Origin of the sequence: Streptomyces sp. NRRL B-24085, assembly GCF_001282115.1 — a bacterium.
GTDB lineage: Bacteria > Actinomycetota > Actinomycetes > Streptomycetales > Streptomycetaceae > Streptomyces.
In genome coordinates this window covers 13,736-28,831 of sequence record NZ_LJBR01000057.1, presented here as the reverse complement: position 1 = coordinate 28,831, position 15,096 = coordinate 13,736, and the positions used below count along the sequence as shown (strand labels likewise).

Sequence of the window (15,096 nt, the reverse complement as noted above, 5' to 3'; positions counted from 1 at the left end):
TCCCCCCCCCGCGTGCAGGGGTGTCACAGGCCGCCGTACGGCACTGTCGTCCCCGGCAGGTTGTACTCGTCGCGTCTGCCGCACATCCCGAAGCCGCCGAGCCGGGTCGGCGCGGCCTCGTGGGCGGTGGCCTCGCCCAGGTACGCCGGTTCGCCGGACGCGAGCGCGTCGAGCTGGGCGCCGGTGCGCTCGGCGGTGGCCAGGGCGCCGGCCCGCCACAGCTCGCGCCAGTGGGGCACCTTGTCCCGCACCAGTCGGGCGGCGGTCCGCTGGAACTCCAGGAAGGGGCCGTTGTCGCCGCCGGCCAGGGCCTCGCGCAGCACGAGGTAGCCCTCGACGGCGAGGTCCCTGCGGCGTCGGGCGGCGGCGGCCGTCTCCGGTCCGGTGCCCGGCGGGAGCAGGGCCGCGGCGGCGTACCGCGCCGGGTCGGCGAGGACCTCCGGCGGGAAGGTGAAGACGGCGTCCCCGGCCTCGGGCAGGCCGCTGTTCTGCATCAGCACGGTGATGCGCAGATCACCGCCCTGGACCATGCGGTGCACGGTCCCCGGGGTGAACCAGGCGATCGAGCCGGGCTCCAGGAAGATCTCGCGGTAGCCGTCCGGGCTCAGCGTCTGCACTGCGCCCCGGCCGCCGGTGACGACGTACGCCTCGGTGCACACCAGGTGCAGGTGCGGGCTGCCGCCGCAGACGCCGTCGGCGGCCTCCCAGTCGTAGGCGCTCAGGTGGGACAGACCCACGGCACCCGGCAGCGGGTGGGGAAGGCCCGGCTTCACCAGGGCAGGCCTTCCAGGCGCGCGGAGACGCGGTCCTCGTCCCAGGCGCCGTCGGCCACGACCAGCCGGTAGCGGTACGCGAAGGACTCCCCCGGCGGCAGCTCGAACTCCTCGAAGAACGCCCACGAGAACGCGACCGTCGGGAAGGGCTCGGAGCGCACGAACCAGTGCGACTCGTGGATCGCGGACCCCGGATCGAGGTTCTCCGGGGCGTGCGCGAAGACGAGCGTGGAATGGGCGTCCACGTCGTCGTGCTCGGCGCTGAAGGCGAGCCAGGGGCTCTGGCTGCCCATCAGCTTGTCCGCGTCCGCGTCGGTGTCCGGGCCGAAGACCGCGCCACCGGTGAAGTCGCGGGGGCCGCGCCACTGGAGCCCCGTGTACCCGGCCATGTCCCGGCCCGCGGTGGTGGGGGAACCGAAGGCGAGCGGCTCGGCCCGCAGGTTGGTGAGCCGGATCGACCAGTCGAGCACCCAGGAGCCGGCCTCCTCGTCGACCGAGTGGACGGCGAGTCCGCGCTCCTCCCGGGCCCACTCCTCGCCGCCGTTCTCCACCCAGGTCAGCGCCTCGGTCACGTCCAGCCGGGCCTCGCCGGCCTGGAACGCGGTGAAGCCGTCGTGCCGCATCGAGCCGACGCGCTCCGGCAGGGGGAGGTAACCCTGGCCGTGGACATAGCAGTTGCCGCCCCAGAAGTTCTGCCCGGACAGATGGCTCGCCGTCATCTGGAGGCCCTTGTGCCAGCGGTGGTCGTTGGGCCGGTAGCCGGTCACCGTGCGGCCTCCGAGGGTGCGCACCGGGTGGGCGTACGGCTTTTGGGCCTCGAAGGCGTCGGGGTCGGGGCGGTAGACGTAGCGGAGGATCTCCGTGCCGTTCGCCGCCTCGACGGCGATGTGCTCGCCGTGGACGTGGCTGACGCGGATGCTCATGCGCGCTCCTTGGGGGCCCAATGGGGGTGGTCGCCGTGCATGGCCGGGTAGAAAGGGTCGCCCGGCGCGATCTCGCCCGCGTGGACGGGCTTCCCCGTGAACGCGGACTTGTAGAGCGCGGCGGCGAACTCGAGCGTGGCACGTGCGTCGGCGCCGCTGCCGGGGGGCCTGACACCGTTGTCGTACGCGTCGAGGAGCGCGCCCAGCTGGGCCGTGTGGGAACTGGGCACGTCGGCGGTCGGCGTACGCCAGGCGTCGACGCGGTCGGCGGCCACGTGGGGGGCGGGCGTGTAGGTCCAGTCCTCGTTGCGGTGTCCGTACAGATGGGTGAGTTCGACGGTGGCGTCGGCGCAGTCGATGCGGATGCGGCTCACCTCGTCGGGCGACAGCACGCTGTTGACGACGGTGGCGAGGGCGCCGTTCTCGAAGCGGACGAGGGCGGTGGAGACGTCCTCGCTCTCGGTGTCGTGGACCAGCCGGGCGGCCATGGCGCGGATCTCCGCCCAGGGGCCGAGCAGATGCAGGAGGAGGTCGTACTGGTGGATGCCGTGGCCCATGGTCGGGCCGCCGCCCTCGCTCGCCCAGGTGCCGCGCCACGGTACGGCGTAGTAGGCGGCGTCCCGGTGCCAGGTGGTCTGGCAGTGCGCGACCCTGGGGGCGCCCAGCTCGCCGCTCGTGATCAGCTCGCGGGCGTGGACGGCGCCGGAGCCGTAGCGGTGCTGGAAGACCACGGAGGCGTAGGCGCCGGACGCCTCCTCGGCGGCGGCGATCTCGTCGTACTCGGCGAGCGACAGTGTCAGCGGCTTCTCGCACAGCACCCAGGCGCCTGCCTTGAGGGCGGCCACCGTCTGCTCCCGGTGCAGCGACGGCGGGGTGCCGATCAGGACCAGGTCGGGGCGTACGGCGTCCAGCATCTCGTCGACCGAGGTGTACCCGGCGACCTGGCCGCCCGCGAGTTCGCGGAAGGCGTCGAGTCTGCCCTGGTCCACGTCGACGGTGGCGACCAGTTCCGTGCGCTCGGCGTGGGCCCTGAGCGCGGACAGGTGGCTGCCGCTGACGATGGCGCCGGTGCCGACCACGGCTGCGCGGCGGCGGGCTGGACGGGGCATACGGTCCTCCTGGGACGTCCGGCGAGGGGACGCTGGCATGCGGGGAAAGCGCTTGCTCCCCGGGTCGACCCTAGATCCCGGCGATTGTCCTAACAAGACCCCCGGCGGTGATATCGGTGAACACGCCACGCACACCGTTCCTCCCCCGCCCGACTCGGGTGATCCGGGGCGCCCACGTCCCCGCGCACGCCTGCCGGTGCTCGCGGTGCTCGGGGTGCTCGGGGTGTTCTCGGTGCTCTTCGAGGCCGGTGCTTCCGCTGCTCCCGGCGCTCTTCGAGGCCAGTGCCTCCGGTGCTCCCGGGCGGGAGATGCCCTCTCAGAGGGCGGCGAAGAGGTCGTCCAGCGGGGCCGGTACGCGGTCCGGGTCGAGGGCCTCCACGAGGACGCGGCCGTAGTGGATCTTGCGGCCCGACTTCGTGCCGATGAAGCGCCGCAACTGCTGCTGGGCCGTGCGGTCCCGCTGGGCGGGCTGGGACAGGAACGTCTGGAGTTGCCGCAGCTCGCCCTCCTCGCGCACGAGTTCGCGCACCCGTGGCACACCCAGCGCGCGGATGAGCTCGTCCTCCAGGTCCGCCGCGCAGACGAAGTACCCGTCCTGCCCCGCACCGGCCCGTTCCCAGCCCCGGGCGTAGAAGGGCCGTTCCCGCTCGTCGCACAGTCCCGTCAGGCGCAGGCCCAGGCCCGACGGGCCCAGCAGTCCGGCGAAACGGCCGACGCTCATCGCCCCGCCCATCGCCAGGACGCAGAGCCCCTCGGCGGCCAGGTCCCGGCCCCGGCTCGCGGCCAGGGCCTCGACCGCCGCCACGTCGCTCGGTCCTTCGAGCAGGACGACGGTCCGGACGGACAGTCGTGCGGCCAGTTCGCGTGCCGGCTCGCCGGGGCCACCCGCCGCCCATGCCGTGACCGCGTCCCGGAACTCCCCCATGTCAGCCATGGGACGAGTCTGTGCCCTCACCGGCCCCGGCGACAGGCAATTTTCACCGCCGCCACCTCACCGGCCCGCTGCCCCGGCCAGCGTCCGGACCGGAACGGGCCCCCAGCCCGCGCTTCCCGGCCACCCGGCCACCCGGTGACGGCATTCGCCGGCCCCTCTGTGCGCTGACCGGCCACGGCGACAGGCGATTGCAGGGGCCCTGGGCCTCAAGCCGCCCCGTGCGTCACACGGATCTTGGACTGGCCGTGCGGCAGCTCCTCCCAGTCCTCCATGAAGCGGGCGCACAGACCGTGCTTCTCCGCCAGGGCCACCAGCGTCTCGACGCGGTAGTAGAAGTCCTCCCGGAGCACATGGTGCTCCTCGCCCTCCGTGCGGTCGAAGGTGAAGTCGAACCAGCCGCCCGGGGCGAGGACCCGGCCGACGTGCGCCAGGCACTCCTCGATGACGGGCAGCGGCGAGTGCGAGAAGACGCTGTGCGCGTGCACGACGTCGAAGTGGGCGTCCGGCAGGAAGTGCAGGGTCAGGTCGCGCACCGGCGTCAGGTTCGGCAGCCGCTTCTGGAGGGACATCTCGACGATCGTGTCCTGCGCGGCGAAGAGGATGTCCGGCGAGATGTCGATCCCGTGGTAGTGGCCGGGCTCCAGATGGCGGATGAAGCGCCAGCCGCCGCGCAGGTTGCCGCAGCCGATCTCCAGCATGCGGTGCCCGGGACGCAGACCGTGGCCGACCAGGTAGTCGAACTGCATCGCGCCGAGCGCCAGCCAGCGCTCCCGGTTGCGGCTGCCGACGGCCGCGTCCGGGTCGGCGCGGGTGTCCGAGCGCATCACGGCCCGGTAGTAGGAGATGTGGTCCGGGTGCCGGCGGCGCAGCCACAGGTCGCGGGCGGCGCGGGCCACGTGGCGGGGCACGCGGTCGGGGTGGCGCAGGGCGTAGCCGACACGGTGGCCGAGGGCGGCGCGGTTCGCGGTGAGGTTCCTGGCGGGCATCGGGAGGCCTTTCGGAGGGGTTCGCTCTGCCCCAAGCCTCGGTGCGGCGGCCGGGGGTCCGGCTCGGCCGACAGGCTCGTGCCGCGGGGAGGTCCGGGCGACGGCCGTGTCAGCCGATCGGTTGATGCGGTCCCGCGTCCGGCACGTTAGACACGGAGCATGGACCACACCGATCCGGACGCGCGCTGGCTGGGCGCGATCGTGCACGGCGCGTTCTTCGTGCTGCTGGGCTCGTCGTTCGCCCGCTTCCTGAGCCGCGACCAGGGCGGGGCGCGCACCGGCTGGGTGGTGGCACTGTTCGCCATTTTCTGTCTGCTGTACGTTCTCGGCCACCTGTTGGCCCCGCCGCCCCGCCCGGGTCTGCCGCCGACAGGCCGCCACCTGGTGTGGCTCGGTTCGGTCACCGCCGTGTGGGTCGTGCTGCTCGCGCTCGCGCCGAGCGCCACCTGGTGCGTGATGCCCCTGCTGTTCGCCGGACTGCACGCGCTGCCGCCGAGGATCGCGGTGCCCGTGGCGGCCGTCCTCACCGCGCTGGTCGTGCTCTCGGAGATACGGGTGGCCGACGGGCCGCTCAACCCCAACATGGTCGTGGCCCCGCCGGCCGTCGCCGCGGTCGCCACCGCCGTACTCGTGCATCTGCAACGGCAGGGCGCCCGGCAGCGTGTGCTGATCGGGGACCTGGTGCGCACCCGGCACGAACTCGCCGCCACCGAGCGGCGGGCCGGGATCCTGGCGGAACGGCAGCGGCTGTCCGCGGAGATCCACGACACCCTCGCGCAGGAGCTGTCCAGTCAGCGGATGCTGCTCCAGGCCGCCGAGCGGGTGTGGGAGGCCGATCGGGGCGCGGCCCGGGAACACGTGCGGGCGGCGGCCGGGATCACCTCGCGCAGCCTTGCCGAGGCCCGCCGCTTCGTGCACGACCTGGCCCCGGCCGACCTCGCCGAGCGCTCCCTCGCACAGGCCCTCGACGAACTCGCCCGGCGCGAGAGCGGTCGGGGGCTGACCGTGGAGTTCCGGCTCGACGGGGAACAGGGGCCGCTGCCGGAGCGGGTGGCCGCGGCGCTGCTGCGGATCGCCCAGGGCGCGCTGGCCAACGTGCGGGAGCACGCGGCGGCGACCCGGGCCGCGCTCACGCTGACATGGCTGGACGACCAGGTGTCGCTGGACGTGGCAGACAACGGGCGCGGGTTCGAGCAGACCGAGCGGACCGAGCACAGTGCCTTGCGGTCGGCGACGCGCGGGCACGGGCTTCCCGCGATGCGGATCCGGGCCCGCCAGGCCGGCGGCACCCTCACCGTGGAGTCCACGCCGGGGGAAGGCACCGTGGTGTCGGCCGCCGTCCCGCTCGTCGTCGAGGAGGCCGCCCTGTGAGTACGCCGCCGCGCCCTGTGAGTACGCCGCCACCCTCCTCCCCCGTCCGGCTGCTGCTCTGCGACGACCATGCCGTGGTGCGCGCCGGGCTGCGGGCCCTGCTCTCCAGTGCGGACGGCATCGACGTGGTCGGGGAGGCCGCGACCGGCGAGGAGGCGCTCGCCATGGCGACCCACCTGCGCCCCGACGTCGTACTGATGGATCTTCAGCTCGACGGCGGAATGGACGGGGTGACCGCCACCCGGCGGCTCACCGCCCAGGGCGAGCGGGGCCCTCGGGTGCTGGTGCTCACGATGTTCGACACCGACGCCGACGTCACCCGCGCCATCGAGGCGGGCGCCACCGGCTATCTCCTCAAGGCGGAACAGCCCGAGGAGCTGTTCTCGGCCATCCGGGACGCGGCGTCGGGCCGCAGCGCGCTGTCCGCCCCGGTGGCCGACCGGCTGCTGACCCGGCTGCGCAGCCCGCGCCCCGCCCTGTCCGCCCGCGAGCACGAGATCCTCGGGCAGCTCGCCCTCGGCCTCGGCAACCGGGAGATCGCCCGCGCCCTGTTCATCAGCGAGGCCACGGTCAAGACCCATCTGGGGCGGATCTACGGCAAGTTGGGCGTCGAGACCCGGGCGGGCGCGGTGGCCGTGGCGAAGGAACGACGACTGCTGCCGTGACCGGAGGCGGGCACCGGCGGCTCGGGGGGGGGAGAGAGATCTCCGGCAAGTGCAGCGTCAAGAGGGGGCAGTCATGGTCGCCGCCGTGGCAAGGAGCGACGACTCTCGCCATGACCGGGGGCGGGAAATGGCGGCTCGGGCCGGTCCACACCGAGCAGACCGTCAGAACCCCGAACTGCGACTCCCGCCGTGACCGGAGGCGGGAACCGGCGGCGTCCGATCCGCACTCTTCCGTTACGGCAGGCACCCTTGACAGCATGCGTACTGTTTGGCGACGTTTGATCCTTGCCGGCACTTCGACCGGCGGGACGCGGACGCCGCGTCGTGGGGGGAATTGGGGGGAACGATCGCCCATGCGGTCCATGAGCAGTGACACGGACATAACGATCCACAGACCCGGAGAACTCGGCACCGCGCTCCGCACGGCCTGGCACCGGGCGATGGACGAGTCGCCCGACTACGCCAACCCGTTCCTGGCACCGGAGTTCGCGGCCGGGATCGACCGGCACCGCGGTGGGGCCCGGGTGGCGGTTCTGCACCAGCGCGGCGAGGCGGTGGGCTTCCTCCCGTACGAACGCGGCTCCTTCGGCGTCGGCCGGGCCATCGGCCTCGGACTGTCCGACTGCCAGGGCCTCGTGCACCGCCCCGGGGTCACCTGGGACACCCGGGCGCTGCTGAAGGCGTGCCGGCTCTCGGTGTTCGAGTTCGACCATCTCGTCGAGGAGCAGAAGCCCTTCGCCCCCTATGTCACGGGGACCTTCGCCTCCCCGGTGATCGATCTGAAGGTCGGCAGCGACAGTTACCCGGAGTGGCTGCGCGGCGCGTACCCGGGGCTGGCGAAGACGACCCTCAAGAAGGAACGCCGGCTCACCCGCGACCTCGGCGAGATGCGGTTCGTGTTCGACGAGCGCGATCCGCGCGCCCTGCGCACGCTGATGCGGTGGAAGTCGGCCCAGTACCGCAGGACGGGCCGCATGGACCGGTTCGCGCGACCGTGGATCGTGCGCCTCGTCGAGGACCTCTTCCAGGTCCGCGAGGAGCACTTCACCGGGGTCCTCTCCGTGGTGTACGCCGGCGACCGGCCGGTGGCCGCCCACTTCGGACCGACCTCGCGCACGGTGTTCGCTCCCTGGTTCACCGCGTACGACCCGGAACTGCGCTACTACTCCCCCGGCCTGATCATGCACCTGCGGATGGCCGAGGCCGCGGGTCGGCGCGGGATGCGGCTGATGGACATGGGGCGCGGCGACAAGGAGTGGAAGGACTGGCTCAAGACCCGTGAGCTGCGCGTGGCGGAAGGATTCGCCACCCGTCCGCACCCGGTGGCGACCGCACACCGCCTGTGGCGCCGGCCGGTGCGCGGCCTGCGCAACACGGTCAACGCCCACCCGGCCCTGCGCGAGCCCGCCGACCGCCTCCTGAAGACCGTCGGCACCCTGCGCACGTCCGGGCACCGCTCGGACTCCGGGAGCGCGGGACCGCTGGCGAGCTGACGCGAGCCCGCGCACCCGGTTCGCAACGGGCACACGCGCGCGTGTCCTCTCCCACGGCCCTGCCCCGGCCCTTCCCGGCCCTTCCCGGCCCGTCTCTGGTCTCTCCCTGGTCCTTTTCTGGCCCGTCGACACAAGGGGTGCCGATGCCGTACGGCTCGCGGCTGGCCGCGACGATGACCCGCCGACTGGGACGCGAGTGCGTCTACACGCCCTCCGCCCGGCTGGCCCTGTACCTGGCGCTGCGGCGCTGGTGCCGGCCGGGCGCGCGGGTGCTGATGTCTCCGGTGAACGACGACGTGATCCTCTTCGTGGTCCTCGCGGCCGGGCTGCGCCCCGTGCAGGCGCCGGTGTCCGTGTGGGACGGCAACATCGACCCGGCCGCCGTGCCCGAGTCGACCTGGCGCGAGGTGGACGCGGTCCTGACCACCAATCTGTACGGCGTGCCCGACCGGGTCCTCGAACTGCGGCGCCGCTGCGCCCAGTTGGGGATCCCGTTGTTCGAGGACGCGGCGCACGCGATCGGCAGCCATGTGGACGGGCAGCCGGTCGGCACCTTCGGCAGGGCGGCGGCGTTCAGCCTGTCCAAGCACGTGGCGGGGATGGCGGGCGGCTTCCTCGCGGTCGAGGACGCGCGCACGCGCCGGGAGCTGGAGCTGCTGCGGGACGATCTCCTGACCCCCGGCAGGCTGCGCGAGGACCTCGCCACGACCCTGCGTCCGCTGGCCCGGTCCGCCGTCCGGTCGCTGCACCTGGTGCGCCCGGTGTGGCGCACCATGGAGCGCCTCGGGCTCATGGAGCGGGACACGTTCCGGATGGCCCTGCACGCGCCCCGGCTCGCCGCCTCCGCCCGGGAGGCCCCGAGCCTGCCCGCCTACGAGCGCTGGGTCCGCGTCGACCTGCACGGCTACCGTTCCCGGCACGGGGCGCTGGTCCGCGGCCAGTTGGGCCTGCGGATGGCCCGGCTCGACGAGGACCTGGCCCGGCGCAGGGCCGGCGTCGCGCTGCTGGCGGGCACGCAGTGGGCTTCGCCGGCACTGCGCGACCGGACGGCGCACGACGGCGCCCTCCCCCTGTTCCGGGTCCCGCTCCTGGTCCACGACCGCGACGCCCTGGTGCGGCGGCTGGTGCGGCACGACCTGGTCTGCGGATACGTCTACGACCCGCCGCTGGACGACTACGCGGGCGCGGAGTTCGTCGAGCCCTCCCCCGACCCGGCGCCCGCCCGCTGGTTCGCCGCGCACACGCTCCCGGCCGATCCCCTGCTGGCCCGACGGATCGTGGCCGCGTTCACGAAGGAACGGGTGGCCGACGCGCACCCCACCCTGCTGCGGCCGGTCCCGGACGCCACACCGCCCAAGCTGCTGGGGCAGTGAGCTCCGCCACCCCGACGATCGATCAAAACATCAGGGGGTTAGCATATGAGCGCCGCCTAGCTCGAAAGAGAATTCTGTGACTGTCAAGGACGACTCGTTCACCGACTGGAAGAACCGCGAAGAGATCGCGGAATCGATGATCCCGATGATCGGGAGGCTGCACCGGGAGCGTGATGTAACGATTCTTCTGCACAGCCGTTCCCTGGTGAACAAGTCGGTGGTCAGCATCCTCAAGACCCATCGGTTCGCCCGGCAGATCGCCGGCGAGGAGCTCTCCGTCACCGACACCCTGCCCTTCGTCCAGGCCCTCACCGAGCTGGACCTCGGCCCCTCGCAGATCGACATCGGCCGGCTGGCCGAGATCTACCAGGCCGACGACCGCGGCCTGTCGGTGGCCGAGTTCACCGCCGAGGCCGTGGCCGGCGCCACGGGCGGCAACAAGATCGACCGCCGTGAGCCGCGGGACGTCGTCCTCTACGGCTTCGGCCGCATCGGGCGCCTGGTGGCCCGGCTGCTGATCGAGAAGGCCGGCTCCGGCAACGGACTGCGGCTGCGCGCGATCGTCGTGCGGGGCGGCGGCGACCAGGACATCATCAAGCGGGCCTCGCTGCTGCGCCGGGACTCCATCCACGGCCAGTTCCAGGGCACGATCACCGTCGACGAGGCCGAGAGCGCGATCATCGCCAACGGCAACACCATCAAGGTGATCTACGCGAACGACCCCTCCGAGGTCGACTACACGGCGTACGGCATCAAGAACGCCATCCTCATCGACAACACCGGCAAGTGGCGTGACCGCGAGGGCCTCTCCCAGCACCTGCGCCCCGGCATCGACAAGGTCGTGCTGACCGCGCCGGGCAAGGGCGACGTCCCCAACATCGTGCACGGCGTCAACCACGACACCATCAAGCCGGACGAGCAGATCCTGTCCTGCGCGTCCTGCACCACCAACGCGATCGTGCCGCCGCTGAAGGCGATGGCCGACGAGTACGGCGTGCTGCGCGGCCACGTGGAGACGGTCCACTCGTTCACCAACGACCAGAACCTGCTGGACAACTACCACAAGGCCGACCGCCGGGGCCGTTCCGCGCCGCTCAACATGGTGATCACGGAGACGGGTGCCGCCTCCGCCGTCGCCAAGGCGCTGCCCGAGCTCAAGGCGCCGATCACCGGCAGCTCGATCCGGGTGCCGGTGCCGGACGTCTCCATCGCGATCCTGAGCCTGCGCCTGGGCCGTGAGACCACCCGCGAGGAGGTCCTCGAGCACCTGCGGGACGTCTCGCTGACCTCCCCGCTCAAGCGTCAGATCGACTTCACCACGGCCCCCGACGCGGTCTCCAGCGACTTCATCGGCTCGCGCCACTCCTCGATCGTCGACGCCGGCGCCACCAAGGTCGACGGGGACAACGCGATCCTCTACCTCTGGTACGACAACGAGTTCGGCTACTCCTGCCAGGTGGTCCGGGTCGTGCAGCACGTGACCGGGGTGGAGTACCCGACCTATCCGGCGCCCGCGGCCTGATCCCGTCCGCGGGTCAGTGCCGGCGTTCCCGGTACAGGTCGCGCAGCAGGGCGATCTCGGCGCCGTGGTGCAGGACTTCCTGGTTGACCCACCACACGATGTCCAGGAAGGGCTCCTCGGCATCGCTCCCGTGCGGGTAGGTGCAGCGGCCCACGGTGTCGAGATCGCTGTCGTCGGTGGCGCGCAGCGTCGTGCGCCAGGCGTCGGCGGCCGCGTCGAAGGCGGCGACCGCGTCGGCGGCGGTGCCGCTGACGCGGTAGTCGTCGCGGGTGAGAGTGTGGCTGCCGGTCGTGTGGTCGGTGCGCAGGAGGAGCATCTCGCTGAGATGGCTCAGGCGCCACGCGAGAGTCGTGAACGGCGGCGGTAGCGGGTGCGGGTGGGGTGCGGCGTCCCGGCCCCAGTCGCCGGTCCCCGTCAGGAAGGCCGCCCGCGTCCCGGGTCCGTCCGTACGCCGCCGGACCGACCAGCAGTTCGGCACCGGCTCCCAGAGGTACTCCTCGTCGGTCAGCGCTCCGACCGGGGTCCGTGAGCCGTCGCCGCTGTCCATGACCGGCCCGGCGAGCCGGCCGGCCAGTCGCTCGCAGGACCAGTCGAACTGGTCGAGCAGTGGGGCGAGGCGAGGTCCTGCGGTCATCGATGCTCCCCTGGGTAGTCCGGCGGGTCAGGCTGGCACACCCCAGGGGCGCCCCGCTTCTGCTTTTTCCCGCCTGCGGGCGGAGTGCGGGACTCCCGTGACCGCCCTAGTGCCCCCGGAAGGCCTCCTCCAGCCACCACGCCCCGCGGTCCCGCACCACCTTGGCGTCGATCAGCAGCGGGGCGGAGCGCGGTCCCGCGACCCAGTCCGCCACGGGCTTCAGATCCGTCCGCGTGCGTACGGTCACCGCGTCGAAGCCGTAGCCACGAGCCACGGCCGCGATGTCGGTCGGCGGGAACACCACCGTGTCGAGCGGGTGTCCGCCGGGCCCGAAGTGGTGCACCTCCGCCCCGTAGCCGTCGTCGTTGTACACGACGACGACCATGGGCAGCCCGAGCCGCCGTACGGTGTCCAGTTCGGCGGCGCCCATCAGCGCGCCCCCGTCGCCGAGCGCGGCCACCGGCAGCCGGTCCGGGCGGGCCAGGGCCGCACCGATCGCGGTGGCGAGACCGAGGCCGATCGACTGGTAGGCCTGCGTGAAGCAGAAGCCGTCCTGGTCCGGCACCGACAGGAACATGCTGGGGTGGCCCATGAAGTTGCCGGAGTCGACGCCGATCACCCGCTCCGCCGGGAGGATGTCGTCCAGCGCGATGCTGAGGGTGCGGGGATCGATCCGGTCGCGGGTGCCCGTGTCCTCGTAGGGCACGTCACGCCAGCGCACCCGTGCGGCGACGGCCTCGGCGATGTCGGGGGTGCGCAGGCCCTGCCGTCTGTCGCCGGAGGCCGCCAGGACGTGTCGCGCGGTGAGTTCGACGTCGCCGGTGACCCCGAGATGCAGCTCCCGGTGCGCGCCGAGGGCCGCGGGGTCGTCGTCGACCTGGACCACGGTCGTGCCGGCTCCGATGAGGGCGCCGTGCCGCATGGTCCACATGTTCAGTGCGCAGCCCCAGCCGACGATCACGTCGGCGCCGCCGATGAGTTCGGCCGCCAGGGGCGATGCGAAGCCCCCGGAGACGTCGAGCGACCAGGGGTTGCCGTGGAACAGGCCGCGCGCGACGGCCGAGGTGGCCAGCAGCGCGCCGCAGCGCTCGGCGAGGGCTTCCAGGGCATCCCGGGCTCCGGGTGAGCGGGAACCGCGGCCGGCCACGAAGACCGGTCGCCGCGCCTGCTCCAACACCCGCGCAAGAGCCGCCGCGCCGGAGGCGTCCGGTGCGACCGCGGGGCGACGCGGCACAGGGGCCACCTGGGCGAGGATCCCGTCGGGAACCTCCGCCGCCTGTACCTCCAGGGGGAGGTTGAGGAGCACCGTGCGCCGCTCGTGCAGCGCCCGCCGCACCGCCGCGACCGCCTGTTCCACGGCGTCCTCGGCCGAGGTGATCCGCAGCGGCACCGCGCCCACCGCGGCGCCCAGCGCGTCCTGGTCGACGTGGAAGTTGGAGGTCGGCCGGGTGACCTCGGCCGCGAGCACCACGAGCGGTGTGCGGCTCTTGGCCGCCTCGGCGACGCCCGTCATCGCGTTCGTCAGCCCGGGCCCCTGGTGGACGCTGACGGCGGCCACCGTGCCGCTCACGCGCGCGTAGGCGTCGGCCATCGTGGCCGCACCGCCCTCGTGGCGTGCGGCGACGAAGCGCGCGCCGGCCGCGACGAGCGCGTTGGTCAGGTGGAAGTTCCCGGATCCGACGACGCCGAAGACCTGCTCGACGCCGGCCGTGTGCAGGGCCCGTCCGACGGCCTCCGCGACCCTCATGACCGCTCCACCAGTGCCAGCACGCGCGCCGGGGAGCCGGAGCCCGCGACGATGGGCAGCGGCCCCGCGACGACGACACTGCCCGTGGCGGGCAGCGCGTCGAGGTTGCGGAGCTGGGTCAGGCCGTACTTGTCGCTGCCCATCAGGTAGGAGTGGCAGGGGAAGGCGGGCTCGAAGGAATGCCCGCGCCCGGCGTCCGTGCCGACCGTCTCCACCCCGAGGCCGATCACGGGCGACTCCTCGGCCACCCAGCGCGCGCACTCCGGGGACAGACCGGGGGTGTGCGGGCCGTTCTCGTCGGCGTTCAGGAAGGCTTCCTGGGAGTGCGAGCGGGCGTCCCAGCCCGTGCGCAGGAGCAGCCAACCCCCGTCCGGCAGGCGCCCGTTGCGCTCCTCCCAGGTCTTCACGTGGTCCACCTCCACGAGGAAGTCCGGGTCCTTGGCCGCCTCCTCGGTGAAGTCCAGTACGGCGGCGGGGGCGATCAGCCGTCCCGGCGGTACGGACGCCACGTCGGCGAGGTCCTTTCCGGTCACCCAGTGGTTCGGGGCGTCGAAGTGGGTGCCGGTGTGCTCTCCGCTGCGGAAGTTGTTCCAGTACCAGGCCGGTCCGCGGTCGTCGTACCGGCTGATCTCCTCCAGTTCGAAGACCGCCGTCTGGCCGAACTCCGGCGGCAGTTGGATCACGGGCGTGGACGACGACAACGGCGAGGTGAGATCGACGACTTCGATCGAACCGGCCCGCAGGGCGGACACCAGCGCGGCGAGAAGGGACGGCTGCTCGTGCATGAGGGCCTCCTGGAACGCTCCGAGGCTGCCAGCATGGCATCGCGCGGGCCGTCGGCGTCACCGTCTTCCCCGAAGGAGCCCGCGGTGGCGCGCGGTGGGACACGGGACGACGACGGGCCCCGGATCGGTGATCCGGGGCCCGTGGCAGGCGTGCGGTCAGTTCACGCCGACGTGGGCGTTGACACCGAGCGCGACACCCTCGGCGGAGACGAAGGCACCGGCGTCGGCGCAGACCTCGAGGTGCGCCACCTGGAGGTGGACACCGGCAGCGGTCGCGGCGGCGACGCCACCGGCGACGGTGTCCAGGTCGGCGTCGGTGAGCTCGGCTGCCTCGATGTGGGGGGTGACGTTCATGGCGCGCGGTTCCTTTCGCATGAGCAATCCTCAAGGAGGGGGGACACCGGATGGAAGCACGCCGGGCATGGACACGGCCAGTCAGCCGGGTGTGCCCGGCGGCAAGTTGCCGCTGCCGGCTTCACGGCCGTCGCAACACGGTCACCCGATCCACCTGTTTCTTCACAGGATTTGCTGGAGCGGTTTCCGCGCCTTCATCTCCGTGAGGTGCCCAAGACGGACACTCCGCCACCAAAGAGCCCTGCGCCCAGGCATTCATGACCACCGTTCAGTTTCCGCGTGGCCGGCCGGTGAACGGTGTGCAGGTTCGCCGGATTTTCGATGCGGGGTCCCAGGAGAGTCGTAGCGGCCGCCCTCGGTCCGCCGCGGGCCGCGCCCTCGCATGGGGGTTCTGCCGCACCACGGTGCGGAAAACGTTTTATCCACG

At 72.7% G+C, this 15,096-nt stretch carries 14 protein-coding genes; 5 read left to right on the top strand and 9 right to left on the bottom strand.

Translation table 11 applies throughout. The features are described from left to right. Nucleotides 1-23: 23 nt before the first annotated feature. The 5 genes from AOJ26_RS08550 to AOJ26_RS08530 form a co-directional block, all read right to left on the bottom strand. A complete protein-coding gene (locus AOJ26_RS08550) occupies nt 24-773 on the bottom strand; it encodes a cupin (protein WP_234358502.1) in 750 nt (249 codons plus the stop codon). After that, nucleotides 770-1,696 (bottom strand): PmoA family protein, encoded by a 927-nt coding sequence (locus AOJ26_RS08545; RefSeq protein WP_053847594.1) that lies wholly within the window; start codon nt 1,694-1,696, stop codon nt 770-772. Before AOJ26_RS08545 ends, AOJ26_RS08550 begins: the two co-directional genes overlap by 4 nt. Continuing rightward, nucleotides 1,693-2,805, bottom strand: coding sequence for a Gfo/Idh/MocA family protein (locus AOJ26_RS08540; RefSeq protein WP_053847593.1), 1,113 nt, complete (start codon nt 2,803-2,805; stop codon nt 1,693-1,695). The genes AOJ26_RS08545 and AOJ26_RS08540 overlap by 4 nt, the downstream gene beginning before the upstream one ends. 316 nt (nt 2,806-3,121) lie before the next feature. Then, nucleotides 3,122-3,739 carry a TOPRIM nucleotidyl transferase/hydrolase domain-containing protein gene (locus AOJ26_RS08535; protein WP_053847592.1) on the bottom strand — a complete coding sequence of 206 codons (618 nt, stop codon included), beginning with the start codon at nt 3,737-3,739 and terminating at the stop codon, nt 3,122-3,124. A 206-nt stretch (nt 3,740-3,945) separates the two neighbouring features. Further along, entirely contained in the window at nt 3,946-4,725 is a 780-nt protein-coding gene (locus AOJ26_RS08530; RefSeq protein WP_053847591.1) for a class I SAM-dependent methyltransferase, read from the bottom strand. Between the two features lie 159 nt (nt 4,726-4,884). Between AOJ26_RS08530 and AOJ26_RS08525 the strand changes: the two genes are divergently transcribed. From AOJ26_RS08525 to AOJ26_RS08505, 5 genes are all read left to right on the top strand, one after another. Then, a complete protein-coding gene (locus AOJ26_RS08525; protein WP_053847590.1) occupies nt 4,885-6,096 on the top strand; it encodes a sensor histidine kinase in 1,212 nt (403 codons plus the stop codon). Between the two features lie 17 nt (nt 6,097-6,113). Next, nucleotides 6,114-6,761 carry a response regulator gene (locus AOJ26_RS08520; protein WP_053847589.1) on the top strand — a complete coding sequence of 216 codons (648 nt, stop codon included), beginning with the start codon at nt 6,114-6,116 and terminating at the stop codon, nt 6,759-6,761. Between the two features lie 353 nt (nt 6,762-7,114). Then, nucleotides 7,115-8,254 (top strand): GNAT family N-acetyltransferase, encoded by a 1,140-nt coding sequence (locus tag AOJ26_RS08515; RefSeq protein ID WP_053847588.1) that lies wholly within the window; start codon nt 7,115-7,117, stop codon nt 8,252-8,254. A 143-nt stretch (nt 8,255-8,397) separates the two neighbouring features. Next, on the top strand, nt 8,398-9,627 hold the full coding sequence (locus tag AOJ26_RS08510; protein ID WP_053847587.1) for a DegT/DnrJ/EryC1/StrS family aminotransferase: 1,230 nt from the start codon (nt 8,398-8,400) through the stop codon (nt 9,625-9,627). Between the two features lie 76 nt (nt 9,628-9,703). Continuing rightward, nucleotides 9,704-11,149 carry a glyceraldehyde-3-phosphate dehydrogenase gene (locus tag AOJ26_RS08505; protein WP_053847586.1) on the top strand — a complete coding sequence of 482 codons (1,446 nt, stop codon included), beginning with the start codon at nt 9,704-9,706 and terminating at the stop codon, nt 11,147-11,149. 13 nt (nt 11,150-11,162) lie between these two features. On the opposite strand, the gene AOJ26_RS08500 is transcribed toward AOJ26_RS08505, so the two are convergent. The 4 genes from AOJ26_RS08500 to AOJ26_RS08485 form a co-directional block, all read right to left on the bottom strand. Beyond that, a complete protein-coding gene (locus tag AOJ26_RS08500) occupies nt 11,163-11,783 on the bottom strand; it encodes a DinB family protein (RefSeq protein WP_053847585.1) in 621 nt (206 codons plus the stop codon). 106 nt (nt 11,784-11,889) lie between these two features. Then, on the bottom strand, nt 11,890-13,530 hold the full coding sequence (locus AOJ26_RS08495) for a thiamine pyrophosphate-binding protein (RefSeq protein ID WP_053847584.1): 1,641 nt from the start codon (nt 13,528-13,530) through the stop codon (nt 11,890-11,892). After that, nucleotides 13,527-14,315 (bottom strand): cyclase family protein, encoded by a 789-nt coding sequence (locus AOJ26_RS08490; protein WP_053847583.1) that lies wholly within the window; start codon nt 14,313-14,315, stop codon nt 13,527-13,529. Before AOJ26_RS08490 ends, AOJ26_RS08495 begins: the two co-directional genes overlap by 4 nt. A 156-nt stretch (nt 14,316-14,471) precedes the next feature. Further along, nucleotides 14,472-14,690 carry a hypothetical protein gene (locus tag AOJ26_RS08485; protein ID WP_234358501.1) on the bottom strand — a complete coding sequence of 73 codons (219 nt, stop codon included), beginning with the start codon at nt 14,688-14,690 and terminating at the stop codon, nt 14,472-14,474. Nucleotides 14,691-15,096 lie beyond the last annotated feature (406 nt).